The organism is Streptomyces sp. NPDC050610, from assembly GCF_040654875.1.
Classification (GTDB): domain Bacteria; phylum Actinomycetota; class Actinomycetes; order Streptomycetales; family Streptomycetaceae; genus Streptomyces.
In genome coordinates this window covers 191,825-216,253 of record NZ_JBFAIV010000008.1, presented here as the reverse complement: position 1 = coordinate 216,253, position 24,429 = coordinate 191,825, and the positions used below count along the sequence as shown (strand labels likewise).

Annotated in this window: 16 protein-coding genes and 1 pseudogene; 6 read left to right on the top strand and 11 right to left on the bottom strand. The window is 72.5% G+C overall.

Translation table 11 applies throughout. The annotated features are described in order from the left end of the window. Positions 1 to 149 precede the first annotated feature (149 nt). Both AB0I22_RS13195 and AB0I22_RS13190 read left to right on the top strand, forming a co-directional pair. On the top strand, positions 150 to 2,051 hold the full coding sequence (locus tag AB0I22_RS13195) for a glycoside hydrolase family 3 N-terminal domain-containing protein (protein WP_363130824.1): 1,902 nt from the start codon (positions 150 to 152) through the stop codon (positions 2,049 to 2,051). Between the two features lie 132 nt (positions 2,052 to 2,183). After that, positions 2,184 to 2,807 carry a hypothetical protein gene (locus AB0I22_RS13190; RefSeq protein ID WP_363130823.1) on the top strand — a complete coding sequence of 208 codons (624 nt, stop codon included), beginning with the start codon at positions 2,184 to 2,186 and terminating at the stop codon, positions 2,805 to 2,807. Between the two features lie 92 nt (positions 2,808 to 2,899). Here the strand turns inward: AB0I22_RS13190 and AB0I22_RS13185 are convergent, their stop codons facing one another. The 7 genes and pseudogenes from AB0I22_RS13185 to speB all read right to left on the bottom strand — a co-directional run bounded on the left by AB0I22_RS13185 (position 2,900) and on the right by speB (position 15,227). Then, positions 2,900 to 4,327 carry a S28 family serine protease gene (locus tag AB0I22_RS13185; RefSeq protein WP_363130822.1) on the bottom strand — a complete coding sequence of 476 codons (1,428 nt, stop codon included), beginning with the start codon at positions 4,325 to 4,327 and terminating at the stop codon, positions 2,900 to 2,902. Between the two features lie 329 nt (positions 4,328 to 4,656). After that, entirely contained in the window at positions 4,657 to 8,496 is a 3,840-nt protein-coding gene (locus AB0I22_RS13180; RefSeq protein ID WP_363130821.1) for an ABC transporter ATP-binding protein, read from the bottom strand. Between the two features lie 395 nt (positions 8,497 to 8,891). Next, positions 8,892 to 9,128 (bottom strand): annotated as a pseudogene (locus AB0I22_RS13175) (helix-turn-helix transcriptional regulator); the annotation flags it as partial. A 196-nt stretch (positions 9,129 to 9,324) separates the two neighbouring features. Next, positions 9,325 to 12,045: a discoidin domain-containing protein gene (locus tag AB0I22_RS13170; RefSeq protein WP_363130820.1), complete on the bottom strand. Its 2,721-nt coding sequence runs from the start codon at positions 12,043 to 12,045 to the stop codon at positions 9,325 to 9,327. A 193-nt stretch (positions 12,046 to 12,238) separates the two neighbouring features. After that, complete coding sequence (locus AB0I22_RS13165; RefSeq protein ID WP_363130819.1) at positions 12,239 to 12,847, bottom strand: RloB family protein; 609 nt, start codon at positions 12,845 to 12,847, stop codon at positions 12,239 to 12,241. 68 nt (positions 12,848 to 12,915) lie between these two features. Next, on the bottom strand, positions 12,916 to 14,175 hold the full coding sequence (locus AB0I22_RS13160; protein ID WP_363130818.1) for an AAA family ATPase: 1,260 nt from the start codon (positions 14,173 to 14,175) through the stop codon (positions 12,916 to 12,918). Between the two features lie 80 nt (positions 14,176 to 14,255). Then, entirely contained in the window at positions 14,256 to 15,227 is a 972-nt protein-coding gene (speB, locus tag AB0I22_RS13155; RefSeq protein WP_363130817.1) for an agmatinase, read from the bottom strand. 218 nt (positions 15,228 to 15,445) lie between these two features. Here speB and AB0I22_RS13150 point away from each other — a divergent pair, with 218 nt between their 5' ends. Continuing rightward, a complete protein-coding gene (locus AB0I22_RS13150; RefSeq protein WP_363130816.1) occupies positions 15,446 to 16,225 on the top strand; it encodes a phosphatase in 780 nt (259 codons plus the stop codon). Positions 16,226 to 16,390: 165 nt separating this feature from the next. Here the strand turns inward: AB0I22_RS13150 and AB0I22_RS13145 are convergent, their stop codons facing one another. The 4 genes from AB0I22_RS13145 to AB0I22_RS13130 form a co-directional block, all read right to left on the bottom strand. Further along, the gene (locus tag AB0I22_RS13145) at positions 16,391 to 17,281 is read right to left on the bottom strand and encodes an acyl-CoA thioesterase II (RefSeq protein ID WP_363130815.1); all 891 of its coding nucleotides are present in this window, start codon (positions 17,279 to 17,281) and stop codon (positions 16,391 to 16,393) included. A gap of 158 nt (positions 17,282 to 17,439) precedes the next feature. Beyond that, complete coding sequence (locus AB0I22_RS13140) at positions 17,440 to 18,597, bottom strand: acyl-CoA dehydrogenase family protein (protein WP_363130814.1); 1,158 nt, start codon at positions 18,595 to 18,597, stop codon at positions 17,440 to 17,442. Between the two features lie 84 nt (positions 18,598 to 18,681). Beyond that, positions 18,682 to 18,825, bottom strand: a complete 144-nt coding sequence (locus AB0I22_RS13135; RefSeq protein WP_363130813.1) for a hypothetical protein — start codon at positions 18,823 to 18,825, stop codon at positions 18,682 to 18,684. A gap of 62 nt (positions 18,826 to 18,887) precedes the next feature. Next, positions 18,888 to 19,481 carry a TetR/AcrR family transcriptional regulator gene (locus tag AB0I22_RS13130; protein ID WP_363130812.1) on the bottom strand — a complete coding sequence of 198 codons (594 nt, stop codon included), beginning with the start codon at positions 19,479 to 19,481 and terminating at the stop codon, positions 18,888 to 18,890. A 136-nt stretch (positions 19,482 to 19,617) separates the two neighbouring features. Between AB0I22_RS13130 and AB0I22_RS13125 the strand changes: the two genes are divergently transcribed. From AB0I22_RS13125 to AB0I22_RS13115, 3 genes are read left to right on the top strand one after another with little or no spacing between them, the layout of a single operon-like run. Next, positions 19,618 to 21,249 carry a carboxyl transferase domain-containing protein gene (locus AB0I22_RS13125; RefSeq protein ID WP_363130908.1) on the top strand — a complete coding sequence of 544 codons (1,632 nt, stop codon included), beginning with the start codon at positions 19,618 to 19,620 and terminating at the stop codon, positions 21,247 to 21,249. A 13-nt stretch (positions 21,250 to 21,262) separates the two neighbouring features. Beyond that, complete coding sequence (locus AB0I22_RS13120) at positions 21,263 to 23,461, top strand: biotin carboxylase N-terminal domain-containing protein (RefSeq protein ID WP_363130907.1); 2,199 nt, start codon at positions 21,263 to 21,265, stop codon at positions 23,459 to 23,461. Further along, positions 23,458 to 24,426 carry a hydroxymethylglutaryl-CoA lyase gene (locus tag AB0I22_RS13115; RefSeq protein WP_363130811.1) on the top strand — a complete coding sequence of 323 codons (969 nt, stop codon included), beginning with the start codon at positions 23,458 to 23,460 and terminating at the stop codon, positions 24,424 to 24,426. The genes AB0I22_RS13120 and AB0I22_RS13115 overlap by 4 nt, the downstream gene beginning before the upstream one ends. The last annotated feature ends 3 nt before the right edge of the window (positions 24,427 to 24,429 follow it).

Genomic DNA, 24,429 nt, shown 5'->3' with positions numbered 1-24,429 from the left:
CGCAAGCCCCTCCGGCCCACCGCCCTCAGCTCCGCTTCGACCAGCCCTTCTCCGATCAGCCCTTCTCCGACCACCCGAGGAAACCCGGGGCGACGCCCGCGGCCCACCCCGCGGCGGCGCACACCACTCGGCCTCCGGAAGGAGCACACGTGCCCCACCCCACCTCCCGCCGCTCGCTGCTCACCGCCTCCGCGACCACCGCCCTCGCCGCCCTGACCCTCGGCACCCGAGGCATCGGAGAGGCCGAGGCCGTCGAGAACACCCGGGCCGCCCGGCCCGCCGGAACCGCCGGGACCACCGGCACCGCCGCGACCAGCGCCGCGCAGCGCGCCGGACGCGCCCGCGTGGACGCGCTCATCTCCCGGATGACCCTGCCGGAGAAGGTCGGCCAGCTCTTCGTCATGCGGGTCTACGGGGCCTCGGCGACCGACCCCGCCCCCGCCGACGCCGCCGCCAACCGCAAGGAGCTCGGCGTCTCGAACGCCGCCGAGCTCATCGCCAAGTACCACGTCGGCGGCATCATCTACTTCGCCTGGGCGCACAACACCCACGACCCGCGCCAGATCGCCGCCCTCTCCAACGGCATCCAGCGGGCGGGCCTGGCCCAGCGCACGCCCGTCCCGCTGCTGATCTCCACCGACCAGGAGCACGGCGCCGTCGCCCGCATCGGCGCCCCCGCCACGGGGCTGCCCGGCGCCATGGCGCTCGGCGCGAACGGCTCGCGCACGGACGCCCGCAACGCCGCCCGGATCGCCGGGGCCGAACTGGCCGCCATGGGCATCCGGCAGGACTACGCCCCGGACGCGGACGTCAACGTCGACCCGGCCAACCCCGTCATCGGCGTACGGTCCTTCGGCAGCTCCCCGCGGGCCGTCGCGGGCCTGGTCGCGGCGCAGGTCCGGGGCTTCCGGTCGGCCGGGGTCGCCGCCACCGTCAAGCACTTCCCGGGCCACGGGGACACCGGCACCGACAGCCATGTGGACCTGCCCGTGATCACCCATTCGGAGGCCGAGTGGGAGCGGCTGGACGCGCCGCCGTTCAGAGCCGCGATCGCCGCCGGAGTCGACTCGGTGATGACGGCGCACATCGTCTTCCCCGCCTTCGACCCCAGCGGCGACCCGGCCACCCTCTCCCGCCCCATCCTCACCGGCCTGCTGCGCGAGCGCCTCGGCTTCGACGGCGTCGTGATCACCGACTCGCTCGCCATGGAGGGCGTGCGCAAGAAGTACGGGGACGCGCGCGTGGCGGTCCTCGCGGTCAAGGCGGGCGTGGACCAGTTGCTCAACCCGCCGGACCTCCCCGTCGCCTGGAACGCGGTGCTCAGCGCCGTACGCGGCGGCGAGATCAGCGAGGCGCGCCTGGACGCCTCCGTGCGCCGCGTCCTCGAACTCAAGCTGCGCAGGGGGCTGTTCCAGAACCCGTACGCGGGCCGCCACGGCGTGGACCGGGCCGTCGGCATCCGCTCCCACCTGACCGAGGCCGACCGGATCGCGGACCGCACCACCACGCTGCTCGTCAACAAGGACAAGCTGCTGCCACTCTCCCGGAGACGCCAGAATTCGCTGCTCGTCGTCGGCGCCGACCCGGCCGCCCCCTCCGGCACCGGCGGCCCGCCCACCGCCGTCCTCGCCGCGGCCCTGACCGAGCTGGGCTTCACGGCCACCGCGCTGTCCACGGGCACCGGCACGCAGCCCGATCCGAGCCGGGCGCGGATCGACGCCGCGGTCGCGGCGGCCCGCGACAAGGACGCGGTGATCGTGGCCACGTACAACGTCACCGCCGCGTCCTCCCAGCGTGCGCTGGTGTCGGCGCTGGCCGCCACGGGCCGGCCGGTCGTCCAGGTGGCCATCCGCAACCCCTATGACATCGCGCTGCTGACCGGCGCCGGCGCGGCGCTGGCGGCCTACGGCTGGACCGATGTGGAGGTGCGGGCCGCCGCCCGCGTCATCGCCGGGAAGACCCGCCCGTACGGCAGGCTCCCCGTCTCCGTGCCCCGCGCGGACCACCCGGACCGCGTCCTCTACCCGATCGGACACGGCCTGCGGTACTGACCCGGCCGTACGGCCCGTACGCCCTGCCCCGCCGCGCGCCCCCGCCACGGGCGCAAAGCCCCCGGCACGCCTGGCGTGCGCCCGCCCGGCGGGCCACGCTGGCTGCGTACATGTCGGGGGATGGGGGACATCATGGGCCATCGCGCGCCGCCGTTCGCGGTGCTGGCGCTGCTGCTGCCGCTGGCGGCCGGGCTCCTGACGGCGTGTCAGCAGCAGTCCGGCCGCTCCGGCGCGGGGAACGACACGGGCACCGCCTCCGCCCGGCAGCCGACGGGCTACGGCGCGCTCTTCCTGGCCCGGGGCGAGTGCGGCACCCGCGGGCGTACGTCCTTCACGGAGGTCGCGTGCACCAGCGAGCGGGCGGCGGCGCGGGTCCTCGCCCGCTACAACGGCCCTCGCGAGAGCGGGCCGCGCTGCCCGGACGCCACGGACTTCGTCCTGTACATCAACGCGCTGAACAGGGGCGCTTCGGAGGAACGGAGCGTTCCGGAGGGCTACGCCTGTATGCGCAGCCTCCAGCCGCCGCACCCCGGCGACCCCGGCATGGGCGGCGGGCCGCTGACCGTCGCCGGGGACTGCGTCTACACCGAGCGGCGCGGCCTGGTGAAGGAGACGGCCTGCGACGGCTCGGGGGCGCGGACCCCCGAGTACCGGGTGACGCGCACGGTCCGCACCCGCGCCGCCTGCCCGCCGTCCACCGCGCTGTACGTACGGGTGGGCGGCCCGGACCCGGTCGGCTGCGCCCGCCGCCTGTAGGGGCGGCGGGCGGCCGTACGACGTCACACGGTCACGTCGTTGACAAGAACGACAAGGTCGACAAGGTTCGGCAAGCCCACGACGTCAGCGCGTCACGGACGCAGCGAGTGCTCCCGGTCGAGCGTCTGCCGGTCCAGCTTCGCGTCGTACGGCGCGAGCGGCTTCGCCAGTTTCGCGTCCTTCTTGACCGCGGCCGGGGCGACGCCCGCCCAGTCGAGGACCTCGGCCGTGGCCTTGGCCCGCTGGTCGGCGACGAGCTGGGCGATGTTCGAGCCGTGGTTGCCGCCGGGGGCGAAGAAGCGGTAGTCCTGCCGCTCCGCCGCGTCCCTGCCGAGCCGGAACGGCTCCGCGCCCCACGGGTCGTTCTGCCCGTACACGAACAGCATCCGCTCGCTGTCGTTGCGCACCCAGCGGTCGACGTCGCGCATCGCGCCGGGCTGGAACTTCATGGGAATGTCGCGCGGCACGTACGAGCGCGGCTGGTAGATGCCGGGGTACCGCAGCAGGCCCTTGAGGTGCGGGGACTTGAAGCTGGGCGCGCCGAGCTGGGTGCCCGCCTGGTAGTAGTACGGGGTGTACTTCTCCAGGCCCTGGTCGGTGTAGGCGTCGAAGCCCGAGATCGTGTCGACGAACTTGTACAGCTCATCGGTGGAGGCGCTGGTCGCGGGGACGGTCGCGCAGTCGCTCTGCAGGTGGTACTGCCAGAACGCCCAGATCAGGTCGAGCACGACGTTCTCGTACGCCTTGTCGGCGCTGCCCACGACCTTGAACGTCCTGCCGTTCGCGTCGGCCCACTTCTGGTAGCGGGCCACGATCTCGTCGCGGCGCACCAGCGCCTGGCGCTGGACGGAGTTCAGCTGCGCGCGGCACGCCTTGTCGCCGACGGTGGCGAGGAACCGGTCGTACGCCGAGTCCTCCTTGTTGTTCACGTCGTTGGGCGCGACGTACGCGACGGTGCCGTCCATGTCGTCGGGGTAGAAACGGCGGAAGTAGGTCGCCGTCATACCGCCCTTGCTGCCGCCCGTGGCCAGCCAGTTCTTGGTGTAGATCGGCTTGAGCGCCTTGTAGAGGCGGTGCTGGTCGTCGGCGGCCTGCCGGATGTCGAGCTTCGACCAGTCGGCGGGCTGCGGCCGGGACGGCGTGAAGTAACGGTACTCCAGGGAGACTTGGTTACCGTCGACAATGCGGGTCGGCTCGCTGCGGCTGGGCGTCGTGGAGACGTTGTAGCCGGAGGTGAAGAAGACCGTCGGCCGGTCCGTGGACTTGTTCAGCAGGGTGAAGCGCTGCTTGAACGTCCCCTTGGACGGGTGGCGGTGGTCGATCGGCTGGTCATAGGTGAACACGAGGTAGCGGTAGCCCTCGTAGGGCTTCTCCTCGACGAAACTCATCCCTGGAATCTTCAGGACGCGTTCCTTGACGTCCGGCTCCGCGGCAGTGGCCGCTCCTGCCGGTGCGGTGCCGGCTCCGACGGTGCCTATGAGCACCGCGAACGCCGGCAGCCATCTGAGTGCCTTGCGCATTCGCCCTCCCTGGGGTCCCTGGTTTCACAGAGATCGCCGTGAACCTATCGGGACACCACCCGCTCCGACTAGCCCTGTTCGGGGCGCGATCGGTCGGGGGCGGGGCGGAGGGCGGGCGGCCGGCGTCGGGGGCCTCGCCCGGAGGCCGCGCCCGGAGCGCCCCGGCGGGGGCCGCTCCGGGAGTGCCCCGCCGGGGTCGTACGGGCCCCCGTGCCGTACCGGCGTGCCCTCCGGCACGGCCTCGCCAAGGCTCACGCCGGTACGACCGCACAGCGGCTCACACCGGTACGGCCTCACCGGGGCTCACACGAGTACGGCCCCACCAAGGCTCACACCGGCAGGGCCTCGCCCGTGAAGGTCCGCCACAGGTGCGCGTACCGGCCGTCCGCCGCGAGGAGTTCGGCGTGCGTGCCGTCCTCCACGACGCGCCCGTGGTCCATGACCACCACCCGGTCCGCGCGCGCCGCCGTGGTCAGCCGGTGGGCGACGACCAGGGTGGTGCGCTTGCCCGCGAGCCGGTCCGTGGCCTGGTTGACCAGCGCCTCGCTGTGCAGGTCGAGGGCGGCGGTGGCCTCGTCGAGCAGCAGGATGTCCGGGTCGACGAGTTCGGCGCGGGCCAGGGCGATCAACTGCCGCTGGCCGGCGGAGAGGTTGCGGCCGCGCTCGGTGACCGCGTGCAGATAGCCGCCGTCCAGGGTGGCGACCATGTCGTGCGCGCCGACCGCCCGCGCGGCCGCCTCGACCTCGGCGTCGCTCGCGTCGGGCCGCCCGTACGCGATGGCGTCGCGGACCGTGCCGGGGAAGAGATACGGCTCCTGGGGCACCACGCCGAGCCGGTGCCGGTAGGCGGTCGGGTCCAGTTCGCGCAGGTCGTCGCCGTCGGCGCGGACCGCGCCCGCGGTGGGGTCGTAGAACCGGGCGACGAGCTTGACGAGCGTCGACTTGCCCGCGCCCGTCTCGCCGACGAACGCGACCGTCTGCCCGGCGGGGATCGTCAGATCGATCCCGGACAGCGCCTCCTCCGCCTCCTCGCCCGGTCCGTAGTGGAAGCGCACGCCCTCGAAGGCGATCTCCCCGCGCAGCCCCCGGACATCGCGCGGCTCCCGCGCGAGCGGCGTCGTGGTCGGCTCGCGCAGCAGTTCCTGGATGCGGCCGAGCGAGACGCTCGCCTGCTGGTAGCCGTCGAAGACCTGTGAGAGCTGCTGCACGGGGGCGAAGAACAGGTCGATGTAGAGGAGGTAGGCGACGAGCGCGCCCGCCGTGAGGGTGCCCGCGCCGACGCGTCCCGAGCCGACGGTCAGCACGAGGGCGGCGGCCACGGAGGACAGCAGTTGCACGAACGGGAAGTAGACCGATATCAGGAACTGCCCGCGCACGCGCGCCTGCCGATACCCGTCGCTGTGCTCCGCGAAACGCCGCGCGCTCGTGTCCTCCCGCCGGAACGCCTGCATGATGCGCAGCCCCGCCACGCTTTCCTGGAGGTCGCCGTTGACGGCGCTGACGCGCTCGCGCGCCAGCTCGTACGCCTTGACGCTCTGGCGGCGGAAGAAGACCGTCCCGACGATCAGCGGCGGGAGCGTCGCGAAGACGACGAGCGCGAGCTGGACGTCGATGACGAGCAGGGCGACGAGGATGCCGAAGAAGGTCAGCAGCGAGACGACGGCGGTGACCAGGCCGGTCTGGAGGAACGAGGACAGGGCGTCGACGTCGGTGGTCATCCGCGTCATGATCTTGCCGGTCAGCTCGCGCTCGTAGTAGTCGAGCCCGAGCCGCTGCAACTGCGCGAAGATCTTCACGCGCAGCGCGTAGAGCACCCGCTCGCCGGTGCGGCCCGTCAGCCGCGTCTCGCTGGTCTGCGCCGCCCACTGCCCCAGCACCACCAGCAGGGCCAGCCCGGACGCTGCCCAGACCGCGCCGAGCGCCAGCCGCTGCACGCCCTGGTCGATGCCGTGCCGGATCAGTACGGGCAGCAGCAGCCCGGCCACCGCGTCGACGGCCACGAGCGCCAGGCTGACGGCGAGCGGCTTGCCGAAACCGCGCAGCAGGCGGCGCAGTCCGTAGGACTCCTCGGCGCGCGCGGCTCTCGCCTCGTCCACGTCGGGAACGTCGTCGGCGGGCGGCAGCGCGGCCACCTTCGCGAGCAGTTCGGGCGTGGCGGGCATGCCGGCGAGAGCGCTGTCGGCGGGGGTCGAGGCGGTTGGGGAGGACGATGCCGCCTCGGGGCGGACCCAGAGTTCGGGGGTGACGGCGCCGGGGCCGCGCGGGTCGGCGACCGCCGCGGACTCCGCTTCCTCCGGGGCGGCGGCCACATCGATGAGCCCTGTAGCCGACGCCTCGCCCCCGAAGCCGCCGACGGTCGCGCTCGTACGGGCCCGGTCGGCCGTACCCGCTCCCAGCTCCTCCGGGTCCGTGAGCAGCCTGCGGTACAGCTCGCAGCGCTCCTCCAGCTCCTCCCGGGTGCCGATGTCGACGAGGACGCCCGCGTCCAGGACCGCGACGCGGTCGGCGAGGGCGAGGGTGGAGGCGCGGTGGGCGATGAGGAGCGTGGTGCGGCCCGCCATGATGGAGCGCAGCGCCTCGTGGATCTCGTGCTCGACCCGCGCGTCGACCGCCGAGGTGGCGTCGTCGAGGAGCAGCAGCCGGGGGTCGGTGAGGATCGCGCGGGCCAGGGCGACGCGCTGGCGCTGGCCGCCGGAGAGGGTCAGGCCCTGTTCGCCGACCTCGGTGTCGTAGCCCTGCGGAAGGTCGCTGATGAACCCGTCGGCCTGCGCGGCGCGCGCGGCGGCGCGCACCTGCTCGTCGGTGGCGTCCGGGAGCCCGTACGCGATGTTGTCGCGGATGCTGACGGAGAACAGGAAGCTGTCCTCGGGCACCAGCCCGATCGCGCCGCGCAGCGAGGCGGCCGTCAGGTCGCGTACGTCGTGGCCGCCGACGCGCACCGCGCCGCCGGTGACGTCGTAGAAGCGGGGCAGGAGCAGCGAGACGGTGGACTTGCCGCTGCCGGAGGAGCCGACGAGAGCGACGGTCTCGCCCTCTTCGATGCGCAGTGAGAACCCGTCGAGCACGGGGCGCTCGACGGCGGCCCCTCCCCCCTCTTCCTCGGCCGTGTCCCGCTTCGCGTAGCCGAAGGACACGTCGTCGAACTCGACCGTGGCGGGCGCGTCGGCCGGCAGCGCGATGGCGTCCGGGCGCTCCTTGATGACGGGTTCCGTGTCGATGAGCTCGAAGACGCGCTCCACGCCGGCCCGCGCCTGCTGCCCGACGGTCAGCATCATGGTGAGCATCCGCACGGGCCCGACGAGCTGCGCGAGGTACGTGGAGAAGGCGACGAACGTGCCGAGCGTGACCTGTCCCCGGGTGGCCATCCAGCCGCCGAGCGCGAGCATGGCGACCTGGCCGAGCGCCGGTACCGCCTGGAGGGCCGGGGTGTAGCGGGAGTTCAGCCGTACGGTGCGCAGCCGGCCCGCGAAGAGCCGGCGGCTGACCTCGCGGAGCTTCCCGGTCTCCTGTTCCTCCTGGCCGAAGCCCTTGACGACGCGGACGCCGGTGACGGCGCCGTCCACGACGCCGGCGACCGCGGCGGCCTGCCCCTGCGCGTACCAGGTGGCGGGGAAGAGCCGGGTGCGGCTGCGGTTGGCGAGGAACCACAGGGCGGGGGCGACGGCGAGGGCGACGACGGTCAGCAGCGGGGAGAGCGTCGCCATCACGACGAGCGAGATGATGAAGAGCAGGATGTTGCCGATCATCATCGGCAGCATGAAGAGCAGGCCCTGGATCAGCTGGAGGTCGCTGGTCGCGCGGCCGACGACCTGGCCGGTGGACAGCTCGTCCTGGCGTCTGCCGTCGAGCCGCGATATCGACCCGTACATCTCGGTGCGCAGGTCGTGCTGGACGTCGAGCGCGAGCCGCCCGCCGTAGAAGCGGCGGATGTAGGTGAGGGCGTAGACGGCGACCGCGGCGACGACCAGCAGCGTCGCCCAGGGGGCGAGCGGCCGGCTGTGCGAGCCGATCACGTCGTCGATGATCAGTTTGGGAACGAGCGGTACGAGCGCCGTGACGGCCATCCCGGCGAGCGAGGAGCCGAGCGCCAGCAGTACGTTGCGCCGATACCGCCAGCAGTAGCCGACCAGCCGCCGCGCCCAGCCCTGCTCCGTGTCCTGTGCCGTCACCCGAGTCCTCCCACCGGCGTCCACTACCGGAAGGCTGCAACACTCTGGCGTGCGGATTTCATCCTGCGGCAACAATCCGCAGCGATCTATGGCGATCTGTAACGACAAATCGATACTGCGATCGGGCGTAGGGGACGTACGCACGGCACCTCGATCGCACGCCTGGAAGGTACGTACGGAGCCGTGCGCAGGGCGCTATCACGAGGCGGACCGGCAGACAGGGCGGGCGCGCCGGCGCCGAGGCGGCGGCAGGCCCGCTCAGAGCCCTCTCAGGCGGCTACCGGCCCACCCACAGCGCCGGGCAAGCCGGACAGGCCAGGCAGACCGGACGGGCCTGACGGCCTCGGCACGCCCGGCACGCCCGGTACGTCCGGCGACTCCGCCGGCATGACCGCCGCGCACTGCGCCGCGAGCTCGTCCAGGGGCAGCCCGAGCGCGGTGGCCAGCGCGGTGACGGTGAAGAAGGCGGGGGTCGGCGCCCGGCCGGTCTCGATCTTGCGGAGGGTCTCGGCGGAGATTCCGGCGAGCGCGGCGATCTCGGCCATGCTGCGTGCGCCGCGAGCCTGCCGGAGCAGGATGCCGAGGTGGCGGCCGCGTTCGCGCTCCAGCTCGGTGAGAGGGGTGCGTACCATGCCTGCGATACTAATACCGGTATAAGAATTGTGCACGAGTCGGTGGAGAAGAACACTGGACCTGAGGGACAGGGCCTGCGTGGAGGCGATGACCCGCGCGTACTGACTGACGCTCCCTTGAGCGCCCGCCGCCTTGAGCACGGGCCCCGGAGTCACCCACTCCCCAGCACACACGGCCCACGCCTCCCTAGCCCTCCTACCGCTCCGCCTCCAATTCGGCAATCCCCGCGGGCTTCTTGGCGTCCGAGGAGCGGACCGTCACCTTGATGTAGCGGACGGCTCCGGCCTCGGTGCCCCGCCGGACACCACTCCAGTGCCGCCCGTCCGGCGAGGTGCGGATCTCGTACGAGGCGGGCCGTACGGCCGTCCAGCGCGGCGTGACCGCCGAGAGGCGCACGGGGCGGCCCAGGTCGGCGGTGAGGGCGCCGGCCGCGCCGTTCGGGACCCAGGCCGTGGCCGGGTTGCCGTCGAGGGCGGCGGGCGCGTACTGCCCCGGCTGCTCCGAACTCGCCGTCGCCGTCCGGCACCTGGCCGCGTTGCCGGTCGGCGCGAGGTCGGGCCGCCGGGTCTCCAGCACCGCCGGGGCCCCTGCCCGTACGGACCGCGTGCCCTGCGGGCTCTCGATGTCGAAGGGCGCGCCGTGGGTCAGGGTCACGGTGGTGCGGTGCGCGCCGAGCGCGATGTCGTACGTACGGCCCTGCCAGCGCTGCCCGCGCAGGGTGACGCCCCGGGCGAGCTGCGGCGGCAGCATCGGGTCGAGGTGCAGCCGGTCCTCGCGCGGGCGCTGCCCGGTCAGACCGTGCGTGAAGACCTGGAGGAAACCGCCCTTGCCGGTGGTGAAGTCCTGGGCCGGGGAGCCGGACAGCGGGTCCGAGGCGCCCGCCTTCTCGCCGCGCGCCTCGGAGAACAGCTTGAAGGGGCCGCGTACGAACGGCTCGATGGAACGCCGCAGATAGGTGAAGGTCGAGCACCCGGGCTCGCCGATCGCGGCGGCGTCGACGGCGTGCACCGAATCGGTCATGGCGGGGCCGTCGGGGTCGGTGCGCGCGGCGTAGTAGTCGAGGGTGGCGGCCGCGGCCCCCTTGGTCATCGGCCACTCCAGCGGGTACATCAGCAGCACGGTGTCCGCCTGCTTGATGACCGAGCCTCGGTAGCCGTCGTACTGCTGGAAGACCTGCTTCTTGGCGTCGTAGGGGATGCGCAGCTTGCCTGCGATGGCGTTCCAGCGCGCGGGGGCGGACCGGCCGAGGAGCGCGGCGGCGCGGGTGGCGGTGCGCAGGGTGGTGGCCGCGCCCGCGTTGGTGAAGACGCCGTCGTCGACGCCGTTGCTGTACTCGTCCGGCCCGGCGACGTCCTTGATGGAGTACGTGCCGTCCGCGTTGCGCGTGGCCCGTCCCGCCCAGAACCGTGCGACGCCCTCGATCACGGGCCAGCCCCGGTCGCGCAGCCAGCGGGTGTCCTTGGTGGCGAGGTAGTACTGCCAGGCGGCGAGGGCGACATCGCTCTGGAGGTGGTTCTGGGTGCGGCAGTGCGGCGGCTCCCAGCTGTGGCACTCGGTCCACAGTCCGCCCCGGCTGCCGCTGGTCCAGGGGTAGAAGAGGCCGGGGTAACCGAGCTTCTTCGCGTTGGCACGGGCTCCGGCGCGAGTGCGGTAGCGGTAGTCGACGACGGACTTGGCGAGTCCGGGGTGGGCGGCGAGCAGGGCGGGGTACATCCAGGTCTCGGCGTCCCAGAAGACCAGCCCGCCGTAGTTGTCGCTGGACAGCCCGGTGGGCGCGATACTGTCGGCCGCCCCGGCCCGCGTACTGGCGAGCAGCCCGTACTCGGCGGACCGCACCCACGACTGGAGCGCGGGCTTGCCCGCCACCTCGATGTCGGCGCGCCACAGTTCGCGCCAGGCGGCCTCATGCCGGGCGAACAGCGCGCGCCAGCCGCGGTCGGCGGCGCGCCGGGAGGCGTCGAGGGCGGCGCGCTCGGGAGCGCGGGAGGTGAGGGCGGTGTCGACGCCGACGTATTTGACGAACTCGTAGCCGCGCCCGTCGCGCACCGGGAAGGTATGCGCCTGACGCACACTCAGCTTCCGAGCCGCATCGGCCTTTTGTTCATGTGTTGTACGAACTTCCGCGCCCGCCCGCAGAGTGGACGCCACGGCTCCGTCGGTGCGCGTCCCGTCCGTACGGAACGTCACGGCCATGGACCGCCGATCCCCCGCCCGCTCACCGCCCCCGGTCTGCACCACCCGCCGCGCCCCGCGCCCGTCGATGAGGTCCGTGACGGTCGCCTCACCGCTCCAGTGCGGGGTCATCCGCAGCCGAACGGCCCCCACATGCGGGTCGGCCCGGTCGGCGACGACGTCGTACACCAGGTCGGTGGCCCGCCCGTCCGCGGCCGTCCAGGTCAACGAGGTGGTGACCAGCCCGCGCCGCAGGTCGAGATCCTGGCGGTAGTGGGAGATCCGGCCTACGGGCGTACTGGCGGTGAACGTCTCGCCGCGGCGTCCGCCGGTGCTGACGGTCAGCGGCGTCCAGGTCGGGATGGCGGCGATGACCTGCCGGTTCTCGGTAGTGGCCCGATTGTGCGCGTACAGCCCGGACACGAACGAACCGTCATAGCGCGGAGTGAACAACGGCCACCCCGTCTTGTCACCGCTCGCCGCATAACCGACTCCGGCGGGCGGCACACGCTGGCCGAGATAGCCGTTGCCGACGAAGGCGTGGTGACTGTCCTTCGGGTCGATATGAGTGGCAGTCAGTTTCCAGGGATCGGCGTGGGGGGTGGCGGCGGCGGTACGAGCGGACACGGCAGAGTCGGCCGGAGCGGCGGAGGTCGCCGGAGGGAGCGCGGCCACGAGAACGCCCGCGAGAAGGGGGGCGATCAACTGGGTGGCGCGTGAGGGGGTCGTCACCGCAGCGAACATAAAGTTGTGAACGCTTCACGTCAACGAAGCTCGCATTGGTGTGAAGAAATGAATCACTATGGCGGATGCCGTGACGCATGGCGGATACCGCGCCGCGTTGCCGATGCTGTGACGCATGGCGGATGCCGCGCGACGCACGGCCGATGCCGTGCCGTGGCGGAGAACTCCGCTGAGCCCTACGGGGGCAGAGCGGTCAGTATGAGGCGACTCCCAGCCCCTTCTCGACGAATTCGTACACGTCGGTGTAGGGGTCCCGCTTGTGGCGCGGCACGCGGTCAGGGTGCTCGGCGTTCATCTTCAGAGCGCGCCCCTTGGCGTCCTCGTACTGGTGCCTGACCTGTTCGGGCAGCACGGCCTTGATCCCGCCGGGCGCCTTGTGCCAGCCGGCGGGCAGCCGCCGCTCCGCCATGCCGCACACGCCGCCGAAGCTTCCGCTGGCGGCCTTCAGGTGCAGGACACGCCAGAGTTCGAAACAGGGGTGCGAGAAGGCCACCGGGAGTTCGTGGCTCTCCGCGCGGGCCAGGGCGGTGTCCACGCCCGGATGGTTGTCGTGGTCGAAGAGGCACCAGACCTGGGTGTGCAGCGGAGGCGGCAGCTTGGCCTTCCTGTCGTCCCTCTGCTTCTCCTGCTGGAGGAGGATGGCCCGGCCCACCAGATCGAGCGGCATCCTGCGCGAGCCGTCGTCCTTGGCGTTGGCGATATGCACCTCGACCGTGAGCGCCGGGTCCTTGGGCACGCCCTGCTTCCAGACGAATCTGATGTACTCCGGCTCCGTCACCTTGCCTTCGGTGAAGACGTACACGGCTCTACTGCGCTTGCCGCGGGAGGGCCGGGACGACGGGAAATCCGCCTTACCCCTTGTACGCGCCATCAGGCCGGCCCCCGCTCCCCCGGCGCGTCGCCGCTTCCGCGCTCGTCGGTCATCAGCCGACGGGCGATCTGACCCTCCAGGAGTGCGGGAACGCCGCCGAACACCCCCGCCAGGTAGGACTTCATCAGGTCTTCCCGCTCGCCCGGGGAGGCGGCGCTGAGCGGGTACAGCTCGGTCGCCCCGGTCTCGTCCTTCTCCGTCAGCCAGGCTTGGGCCGGCTCCAGCAGCCGCTCGCCGCTGGGGCTGCTCAGGGCGGTCGCGTCGTGGGAGGTGAACACGAGCTGGGCGTCGCGGGGGTTGGAGTCCGGGTCCTGGAAGATCCGGATGACCTCGGCGGCGAACCGCGAGTGGAGACTGGCGTCCAGTTCGTCGATGAGGAGGACCGCGCCCCCGTCCAGGGCCAGCAGCATCGGCCCGAGCAGTGCGAACCACGAACGGGTGCCGAAGGACTCCAGCGCCCAGTCGAACGGCACCTCGCCGTCCGCCGCCTTGTGCGTCAGCCGGACCGACGCGGCCCCGCCGTCGCCCGGCTGAACCTCGGCCCCGGTGATTCCGAGGTCTGCGACGCGCAGCAGCTCTCTGATCCGTTCTCCTTGCTGCCCGGTGAGCTGCCGGGCGGTGAACGCCTCGCGCTGGGCCCGCTCGGTCTCCGGGCCGATCTCCCGGAGGTTGCGGCGGAACCAGTGGAAGAGCGGGGAAAGCTGGGGGTGGTTGTCCGTACCGGCCGTCGAGAGCAGCAGCGCGTTGGGGCGGGTGCGCCGGGCCAGTTGGGCGCGGTCCTTGACCCTGTTGCCCGGCCACCGGTAGGTCTCGTCCCGGGACGCGTCCCGGTCCAGCCACTCCTGGCGTCTGCCGTGCGGGTAGCTGTGCACCCACTCGGACTCCACCCGCTCGGGCCCCAGTTCGAAACCGTATGTCCAGCGCACTCCGTCGATGGCGACGTCCACCTCGAAGAACGACGGCTCGCCCCCGCTCTCCGGGGCGAGGGCGAACACCTCACGCGGGGTGCCCTCGTAAGACGCCCACGCGGCATACGAGTTGAGCACCGCCTCGCGCATCCGGGCCATCGACGTCAGGACATTGGACTTGCCGGACGCGTTGGCGCCGAAGATCCCGACGAGCGGAAACACCCGGAGGGGGCCGTCGGCCAGCATCACCTCGCGCGTGCCCGACGCGTCCTCCCCCGGCGGCACGACGAACGACAGCTCCTGCTCCTCGCGCAGGGACCGCACATTCGCGACCCGGAACCTCAGCAGCATGCTGTCCACCTCACGCGGCACAGAGTAGCCGCAGGCTCTGACAGCCGCTCCCTCACTGAGCCGTCGGGCCAGGTCAGGCCCTACGCCCGCGCCTCCGCGATCTGCCGGGACATCAGCGTCGTCAGCTCGTACGCCGTGTGGGACGCGGCTACGGACGTGATCTCCGCGTGGTCGTAGGCCGGGGCGACCTCGACGAGGTCGGCCGAGACGAGGTGGCAGTCGGAGAGGCCGCGCAGGATCTCCAGGAGCTCGCGCGAGGTGAGGCCACCGGCCTCCGGGGTGCCGGTGCCGGGGGCGTGGGCCGGGTCGAGGACGTCGATGTCGATGGAGATGTAGAGCGGGCGGTCGCCGATGCGCTGGCGGAGCTGGTCGGCGACCTCGTCGACGCCGCGCCGCATGACGTCCGCCGACGTCACGATGCCGAAGCCCATCTTCTCGTCGTCGTCGAGGTCCTTCTTGCCGTACAGCGGGCCGCGCGTGCCGACGTGGGAGAGGGCCGAGGTGTCGAGGATGCCCTCCTCCACGGCCCGCCGGAAGGGCGTGCCGTGGGTGTACTCGGCGCCGAAGTAGGTGTCCCAGGTGTCGAGGTGCGCGTCGAAGTGCAAAAGGGCGACCGGACCGTGTTTACGGGCCATCGAGCGCAGAAGGGGAAGCGCGATGGTGTGATCGCCCCCAAGGGTCATCAGCCGGGCCCCGGTGTCCAGGAGGTCGTCGGCCGCCGCCTGGATCGACTCGACGGCCTCTTCGATGTTGAAGGGGTTGGCGGCGATGTCGCCGGCGTCCGCGACCTGCGCGAGGGCGAAGGGGGAGGCGTCCTGGGCCGGGTTGTACGGGCGCAGCAGCCGCGACGCCTCGCGGATCGCGTTGCCGCCGAACCGCGCGCCGGGCCGGTAGGAGACGCCGGTGTCGAAGGGCACGCCGACCACGGCGACGTCGGCGGAGCCGACCTCGTCCAGGCGGGGCAGCCGGGCGAACGTCGCGGGCCCGGCGTAGCGCGGCACGCGGGAGGAGTCGACGGGGCCGCGAGGGACACGGGGGGCGGGGCTGGTCATGCGATGGCCTCTCGTACGGGGTCGGGGCGGACCGGCTCGGGGCGGACCGCCTCGGAACGGTACGGGCCCGGGCGCGGGCCCGCACGGCGGTGCGGCTGCCAGGAACGTACCGAGCGTAGGCAGCGCCACGGATTCCGCACATGTACGTATCCGAGCATCCAGCCGCCCCATATGGACATCACGTCCAGCTGAAACGGATACGGGGGACAATGGGTCCCATGCCGATACCCAGCCGCAGCGAACTGATCGACCACCTCGTCCGTACGCGCATCGCGGGCGACGTCGCGACCCCTCGGGAGAACAACCTCGACCACTACCGCAAGCTCGCCAACGGCGACCGCCACTACTGGCTGGGGCTGGAGCTGGGCGACCGCTGGAGCGACGAGCAGGACGTGCTGGCCGTGATGGCGGAACGGTGCGGCGTCAGCGACGATCTGGGCCACCGCACCGGGCAGGACACCATCGACCCGGAGCTGACGGTCGCCGCCCTGGACCGCGCCGCCGTCGTGCTGGCCAAGGCCGCCGAGGACCGCAAGCGGGTGCTGTTCGCGACCGGTCACCCAGGCGGGATGCTGGACGTGCACCGGGCGACGGCCGCCGCGCTTCGCGCTGCGGGGTGCGAGATCGTGGTGATCCCCGAGGGGCTTCAGGCGGACGAGGGCTTCGTGTTCCAGTTCGCGGACGTGGCGATGCTGGAGCGCGGCGCGACACTGTGGCACACGCACTCGCCCGAGCCGATGGCCGCCATCCTCGACGGCCTCGCCCGCGAGGGCCGGCCGCTCCCCGACCTGGTGGTGGCCGACCACGGCTGGGCCGGCTGCGCGGGCCAGCGCGGCATCGACGCGGTGGGCTACGCGGACTGCAACGACCCGGCGCTCTTCCTCGGCGAGGCGGAGGGCACGCTCCAGGTGACGGTGCCGCTCGACGACCATGTCACCAGCCCGCGGTTCTACGACCCGATGACGGCGTATCTGCTGCACGCGGCGGGCCTGTCCTGAGCCGGCGGTGACGGCGGCGGGACGACCGTGGCCACAGCGGCTGCTCCGGGGCGGCTCCGGCCGGTACGCGCCCGGAGCCGCCCCGGGGGGCCTTCGCCACTCCGCCCCGCCCGCCTACCCGCCCGAAGAATCGTTTCTGCTCCCTTGCCCACCGCCGGCCGCTACTCACCGCCGGCCGCGAGGAACGCGGATCACGCCCTCCTGGATCACGGAGACGGCCAGCTGCCCGTCCGCCGTGTAGATGCTGCCCTTGCCGAGCCCGCGGCCGCCCTGCGCGGTGGGGCTCTCCTGGTCGTACAGCAGCCACTCGTCGGCCCTGAAGGGGCGGTGGAACCACATCGCGTGGTCGAGGCTCGCCCCGACGACGTCGCCGACGGCCCAGCCGCCCCGCCCATGGGCGAGCAGTACGGAGTCGAGGAGCGTCATGTCGGAGACGTAGGTGACCAGGCAGACATGGAGCAGGGGCTGGTCGATGGCGCCGTCCAGTTTGCCGTGCGTACGGAACCAAACCTGCGACTTCGGCTCGCGCGGCTCGCCCACGCTGGCGAACGGCGGGGCGTCCACGTACCGCAGGTCCACCGCCGCCCGCGCCTCCAGCAGTCGCTCGACGACGTCCTCGCTGAGGACCCGGCCCGCGTACTGGGGCAGCATCTCGGCGGCCGTCGGCAGGGTGAGCGGGTCGGGCGCCTCCGGCATCGGCTCCTGGTGCTCCAGCCCTTCCTCGTACGCCTGGAACGACGCCGAGAGGTGGAAGATCGGCTGCCCGTGCTGCACCGCCACCACCCTTCGGGTGGTGAAGGAGCGGCCGTCGCGTATGCGGTCGACGGTGTAGACGATGGGCGCGCCGGGGCCCCCGGGGCGCAGGAAGTACGCGTGCAGGGAGTGGGCCGCGCGGTCGTCCGGGACCGTGCGGCCCGCGGCGACCAGCGCCTGGGCCGCGACCTGACCGCCGAAGACGCGCGGCACCACGGAGGGGCGGCTGCGGCCGCGGAAGATGTCCTGCTCGATCCGCTCCAGGTCGAGCAGTTCGAGCAGGGACTCCAGTGCTTCGTTCATCTTTGGAGTATCCGTTGAAAGTGCCGTGCGCCGCCGAGGGGCCGCCGGGCGTTCCGACGGCCCCTCGGCACGGGCGTTCTGGTTCGGACGTTCCAGCCTGGGTGTTCCGGCCCGGACGTCCTGGTCTACGAGACCTACGGCCCTACGGCCCTACAGTCCTACAGGCCCATCGACTTGGCGATGATGGAGCGCATGACCTCGCTGGTACCGCCGTAGATGCGGCTGACGCGGGTGTCCGCGTACAGCCGGGCGATGGGGTACTCCATCATGTAGCCGTAGCCGCCGTGCAGTTGGAGGCACTTGTCGATGACGACGCCGGCGCGCTCGGTGGTGAAGAGCTTCGCCGAGGCGGCGTCCGCCGGGGTCAGCTCGCCCGCGTCATGCGCCTCCAGGGCGCGGTCCACGACGGCCTCCATCGCGTCGACCTCGGACTTGCAGTCGGCGAGGACGAACTTGGTGTTCTGGAAGGACGCGACGGACTTGCCGAAGACGGTGCGGTCCTCGACGTAGGCCTTGGCGAAGGCGACGGCCGCCGCGGCCTGCGCGTACGCGCCCACCGCGATGCTCAGCCGCTCCTGCGGCAGGTTCTGGCCGAGGTAGCCGAACGCCTTGCCCTCCTCGCCGAGCAGGTCCTCGACCGGGACCTTGACGTCGGTGAAGGACAGCTCGGCGGTGTCGGAGGTCTTCAGGCCCAGCTTCTCCAGCTTGCGGCCGACCGCATATCCCTCGGACGTGGTGTCGACGACGAGGATGGAGATGCCGCCGCGCCGGTCCTCGGGGGTGGGCGGGGCGGTACGGGCGCAGACCAGTACCCGGTCGGCCAGTACGCCGCCGGTGATGAACGTCTTCGCGCCGTTGAGGACGTAGTGCGTGCCGTCCTCGGAGAGCTTGGCGGTGGTCTTCATGCCGGCCAGGTCGGAGCCGGTGCCCGGCTCGGTCATGGCGATCGCGGTCATCATGTCGCCGGAGACGAAGGAGGGCAGCCAGCGCCGCTTCTGCTCCTCGGTGCCGTACTTGAGGATGTACGGGAGGCAGAGCGCGGAGTGCACGCTGGAGCCGCCGAAGCTGACGCCCGCGCGGGCGCACTCCTCGGAGACGACCGCGCTGAACTTGAAGCTGGTCTCGCCCGCGCCGCCGTACTCCTCGGGGACCTCGATGCCGAAGATGCCCAGCTCGCCGAGTTTCTTGTACAGGTCGCGGGGTACGCAGCCGGCTTCCCGCCACTCGTCGTAGTAGGGCACGACCTCGGCGGCGATGAAGTCGCGAATGGTCTCGCGGAACGCCTCGTGATCCTCGTTGAACACCGTGCGACGCACTGCACGCCTCCCTGGATCGGCTTGTGAGCCCGTAGCGCCGGCCAGGAATGGCTAAGCGCTTGCTCAGAAAAAGCTACCCGCCGGTCACTGAAACTGTCCAGAGGTGGAGAAGCGCCCGAAGGCGAGCGGCACGGCGGCGGTCAGGGTGCCGACGCGGCGGCGGAATCGATTCAGCGGCGTCAAGGCGGCGGGCTCGACCCAGCAGCAAAGCACAGTCGCGGGATCCATTCAGCGGCATAGTCGCGGGCTCGGTTCAGCGACGGCGGCTCGGCGGGCTCCGGCGGCGGGGATCAGTACGGCGACACGGCCGCGAGCGCGCCGTGCGCCAGGCGGCGCAGCAGCGCGGCCATGGAGGCGCGGCCGGGCAGCGAGGTCCGGCGGCTGAGGTGCGGAGTGGAGTTGAGCAGGCCGAAGACGGCGTGCACGGCGGTGCGCACCTGCGGCTCGGGGGCTTCCGGGTGCAGCTGGCGCACGGCGTCGACCCACAGCTCGACGTACTGCCGCTGGAGCTGACGCACCAGCTTGCGGTCGCTGTCCCGCAGCCGGTCCAGCTCGCGGTCGTGGAGGATGATCAGGTCCCGGTCGTCGAGGGCGAAGTCGATGTGCCCGTCGATGAGCAGGTCGAGCAGGGCCGCCGGGTCCCCCGCGGCCGCGTCCACGTGTTTGCGACCCCCGGCGTAGAGCCGCCCGCTGATGCCGACGAGCAGCTCGGCGAGCATGGCGTCCTTGCCCGCGAAGTGGCGGTAGAGGCCGGGGCCGCTGATACCGACCGCCGCCCCTATCTCGTCGACCCCGACGCCGTGGAAACCGCGCTCGGCGAAGAGGCGTGCGGCCTCCTTCAGGATCTGGTCGCGGCGGGTGGGGGCGGCGGCGTGCGTCGTCATGAAATCAATTGTAGACAGCGGCGTTAGTGGTCGTTAACCTGGACACGAAGCGTTAACGACCACTAACTAAGATCATCACCGAGCAAGGGAGCTCGCACGGATGACCGCATCCCCGCCGGGGGCCGACCCCCGGTCCTTGGCCGAGGCGCCGGTGCTGACCAGTTCCGCCGATCCGGCGTCCGACGCCTGGCGGGCGAACGAGGCCGGGCACCGCGAGCTCTCGGACCTCCTCGCGGACAAGCTGGCCGCCGCGCGGCTGGGCGGCGGCGAGCGGGCCCGAGCCCGGCACACCGCGCGCGGCAAGCTGCTGCCGCGCGAGCGGGTGGACGCGCTGCTCGACCCCGGGTCGCCGTTCCTGGAGCTGGCGCCGCTGGCCGCCGACGGGATGTACGACGGCGCCGCCCCGGCCGCCGGGGTGATCTCCGGGATCGGGCGGGTGGCCGGCCGCGAGGTGGTGATCGTCGCCAACGACGCCACCGTCAAGGGCGGCACGTACTACCCCATGACCGTCAAGAAGCACCTGCGGGCCCAGGAGATCGCGCTGGAGAACCGGCTGCCGTGCCTGTATCTCGTGGACTCCGGCGGCGCGTTCCTGCCCATGCAGGACGAGGTCTTCCCCGACCGCGAGCACTTCGGTCGGATCTTCTACAACCAGGCCCGGATGTCCGGCGCCGGCATCCCGCAGATCGCCGCGGTCCTCGGCTCCTGCACGGCGGGCGGCGCGTACGTCCCGGCCATGAGCGACGAGGCCGTCATCGTGCGCGGCCAGGGCACGATCTTCCTGGGCGGGCCGCCGCTGGTGAAGGCCGCCACGGGCGAGGTCGTCACCGCCGAGGAGCTGGGCGGCGGCGAGGTGCACTCCAAGGTCTCGGGCGTCACCGACCACCTCGCCGAGGACGACGCGCACGCCCTGCGGATCGTGCGGACCATCGTCTCCACCCTGCCCGCGCGCGGCGCGCTGCCGTGGACCGTACGGCCCGTGGAGGAGCCGAAGGCCGACCCGGCGGGGCTGCGCGGGGCGGTCCCGGTCGACTCCCGCACGCCGTACGACGTGCGGGAGGTGATCGCGCGGGTGGTGGACGGCTCCCGGTTCGCGGAGTTCAAGGCCGAGTTCGGGCAGACGCTGGTCACGGGGTTCGCGCACATCCACGGCCACCCGGTCGGCATCGTCGCCAACAACGGCATCCTCTTCTCCGAATCCGCCCAGAAGGGCGCGCACTTCATCGAGCTGTGCGACCAGCGCGGCATCCCCCTGGTCTTCCTCCAGAACATCTCCGGTTTCATGGTCGGCCGCAGCTATGAGGCGGGCGGCATCGCCAAGCACGGCGCGAAGATGGTGACGGCCGTCGCCTGCACGCGCGTGCCGAAGCTGACGGTCGTGGTCGGCGGCTCGTACGGCGCGGGCAACTACTCCATGTGCGGGCGCGCGTATTCGCCGCGCTTCCTGTGGATGTGGCCGAACGCGAAGATCTCCGTGATGGGCGGCGAGCAGGCCGCCTCCGTGCTCGCGACCGTCAAGCGCGACCAGCTCGAAGCTCGCGGCGAGGAGTGGAGCACCGAGGACGAGGAGTCCTTCAAGGCCCCGGTCCGCGAGCAGTACGAGACCCAGGGCAACGCCTACTACGCGACGGCGCGGTTGTGGGACGACGGGGTCATCGACCCGTTGGAGACCCGGCAGGTGCTGGGGCTCGCCCTCACCGCCTGCGCCAACGCACCACTCCCCCAGCGGGACAGCGCGGCGCCGGGCTACGGCGTCTTCCGGATGTGATGGGGGGATGAGCATGTTCGACACCGTCCTGGTGGCCAACCGCGGCGAGATCACGGTCCGCGTCATCCGCACGCTGCGCGCCCAGGGCGTCCGCTCGGTCGCCGTCTTCAGCGACGCGGACGCGGACGCCCGGCATGTGCGGGAGGCCGACACCGCCGTGCGGATCGGCCCGACGGCCGCCGCCGAGAGCTATCTGTCCATCGAGCGCCTGCTGGCGGCCGCCGCCCGCTCCGGCGCCCAGGCCGTCCACCCCGGCTACGGCTTCCTCGCCGAGAACGCCGCGTTCGCCCGCGCCTGCGCTGACGCCGGGCTCGTCTTCATCGGCCCGCCCGCCGACGCCATCGAGCTGATGGGCGACAAGATCCGCGCCAAGGAGACCGTGCGGGCGGCCGGCGTACCCGTCGTCCCCGGCTCCTCGGGCAGCGGCCTCGGCGACGCCGAACTGGCCGCCGCCGCCCGCGAGATCGGCATGCCCGTGCTGCTCAAGCCCTCGGCGGGCGGCGGCGGCAAGGGCATGGTGCTGGTCCGCGACGAATCGGCGCTGGCCGAGGAGATCGCCGCCGCCCGGCGGGTGGCGCGCGGCGCCTTCGGCGACGACACGCTCCTGGTGGAGCGGTGGGTCGAGCGGCCCCGCCACATCGAGATCCAGGTCCTGGCGGACGGACACGGCAACGTGCTCCACCTCGGCGAGCGCGAGTGCTCCCTCCAGCGCCGCCACCAGAAGATCATCGAGGAGGCGCCGTCCCCGCTGCTCGACGAGGCCACCCGCGCCGCGATGGGCGAGGCCGCGGCCTCGGCGGCCCGCTCCTGCGGCTATACGGGCGCGGGCACCGTCGAGTTCATCGTGCCGGGCGACGCCCCCGCCTCGTACTTCTTCATGGAGATGAACACCCGCCTCCAGGTCGAGCACCCCGTCACGGAGCTGATCACCGGCCTCGACCTGGTGGAGTGGCAGCTGCGGGTCGCCGCGGGCGAGCGACTGTCCTTCGGGCAGCAGGACATCTCCCTGACCGGTCACGCGGTGGAGGCCCGTATCTGCGCGGAGACCGCCCGCGCCGACGACGGCCAGGTGAGTTTCCTGCCCTCGGCCGGGACCGTCCGCGCGCTGTCCGAACCCCGCCGGGACGACGTGCGCGTGGACTCCGGCCTCTCCAGGGGCACCGAGGTCGGCACCGCGTACGACCCGATGCTCGCCAAGGTCATCGCGTACGGCCCCGACCGCCCCACCGCGCTGCGCCGGCTGCGTGCCGCCCTGGCCGAGACGACGATCCTCGGCGTCGACACGAACACCGGCTTCCTGCGCCGGCTCCTCGCCCACCCCGAGGTGGCCGCGGGCACGATGGACACGGGCCTGGTCGACCGCGACGCGCACACGCTGGTGCCGCGCGGCGTGCCGGACGAGGTGTACGCGGCGTCGGCGCTGCTGCGCCAGGCCGCGCTGCGCCCGGCACAGGGCACGGCGGGAGCGGAGGACGACGACCGGCCCACCGGCTGGACGGACCCGTTCTCGGTGCCGAGCGGCTGGCGGCTCGGCGGCGAGGCGGCGTGGACCGTGCACCATCTGCGCGTTCCGGGCCACGCCCCGGTGGCGGTCCGGGTCCGGGGGCTCGCCGACGCGGCGGAGGTCCTGATCGACGCCCCGGACACCGGGACCGCCGACGCCGGAACTGCCGAGACCGGAACTGCCAACACCGAGACCGCCGACACCGAGACCGCCGACACCGAGACCGCCGACGCCGGTACCGCGGTCGCCGCGAGGCTGACCGCGCGGGACGGCGGGGGTGCGTCCCCCGCGTCCGGACGCGACGAAGTGGGAGCGCAGGCCGCCGGAACCCGCCACGTCACCGTCGAGTACGCGACCGTCACCCACGCCTTCACCCACGTCCCCAGCCCGGAGGGCAGGTGGCTGGGGCGCGACGGCGACGCCTGGCACGTACAGGACCACGACCCCGTCGAGGCCCGCGGCGCCGCGGCGGGCGCGCACGCCGGGGCGCTCACCGCGCCGATGCCCGGCACGGTGACCGTCGTCAAGGCCGCCGTGGGCGACGAAGTGACGGCCGGGCAGAGCCTGTTGGTGGTGGAGGCGATGAAGATGGAGCACGTGATCGCCGCCCCGCACGACGGGAGGGTCACCGAACTGGATGTGACGGCGGGCAGCACGGTCGCCATGGACCAGGTGCTCGCCGTAGTGACACCGCGGGAGGAATCATGACCGACCAACCGCCCACCGGGCTGCCGATGGCCGTGCCGGCCGCCGGCCTGCCCGCCCGCGTCCGCATCCACGAGGTGGGCGCCCGGGACGGGCTCCAGAACGAGCGGGCGGTGGTGCCCGTCGAGGTGAAGACGGAGTTCATCCGCCGGCTCGCCGCGGCGGGGCTGACGACCATCGAGGCGACCAGCTTCGTGCACCCCAAATGGGTGCCCCAACTCGCCGACGCCGAGCAGCTGATGGAGGCGCTGGGGGACCCCGCGGCCCCCCTCGGACCGGACGTCCGGCTCCCGGTCCTGGTGCCGAACGAGCGCGGACTGGACCGCGCCCTGGCGCTCGGCGTGCGGGAGATCGCCGTGTTCGGCAGTGCGACCGAGTCCTTCGCCAAGGCGAATCTCAACCGCACCGTGGACGAGTCGCTGGCCATGTTCGCGCCCGTCGTCGCCAAGGCCGAGGCCGCCGGCGTCCGGGTCCGCGGCTACCTCTCCATGTGCTTCGGCGACCCCTGGGAGGGCCCGGTCCCGATCGCCCAGGTCGTGCGCGTCAGCCGCGCGCTCCTCGACCTCGGCTGCGACGAACTGAGCCTCGGCGACACGATCGGCGTGGCCACACCCGGTCACGTCGCCGCGCTGCTGACCGGCCTCGCCGAGGCCGGGGTCGCGGCGGACCGGCTGGCCGTGCACTTCCACGACACCTACGGCCAGGCGCTCGCCAACACCCTCGAAGCCCTGCGGCACGGCATCGCCGTCGTCGACGCCTCGGCGGGCGGCCTCGGCGGCTGCCCGTACGCGAAGAGCGCCACCGGCAACCTCGCCACCGAGGACCTCGTGTGGATGCTCAACGGCCTCGGCATCCACACCGGAGTCGATCTCGGCCTGCTCACCGCCACCAGCGTGTGGATGGCCGCCCACCTGGGACGACCCAGCCCGTCCCGCACCGTACGCGCCCTCTCCCACAAGGAGCAGTGAAAA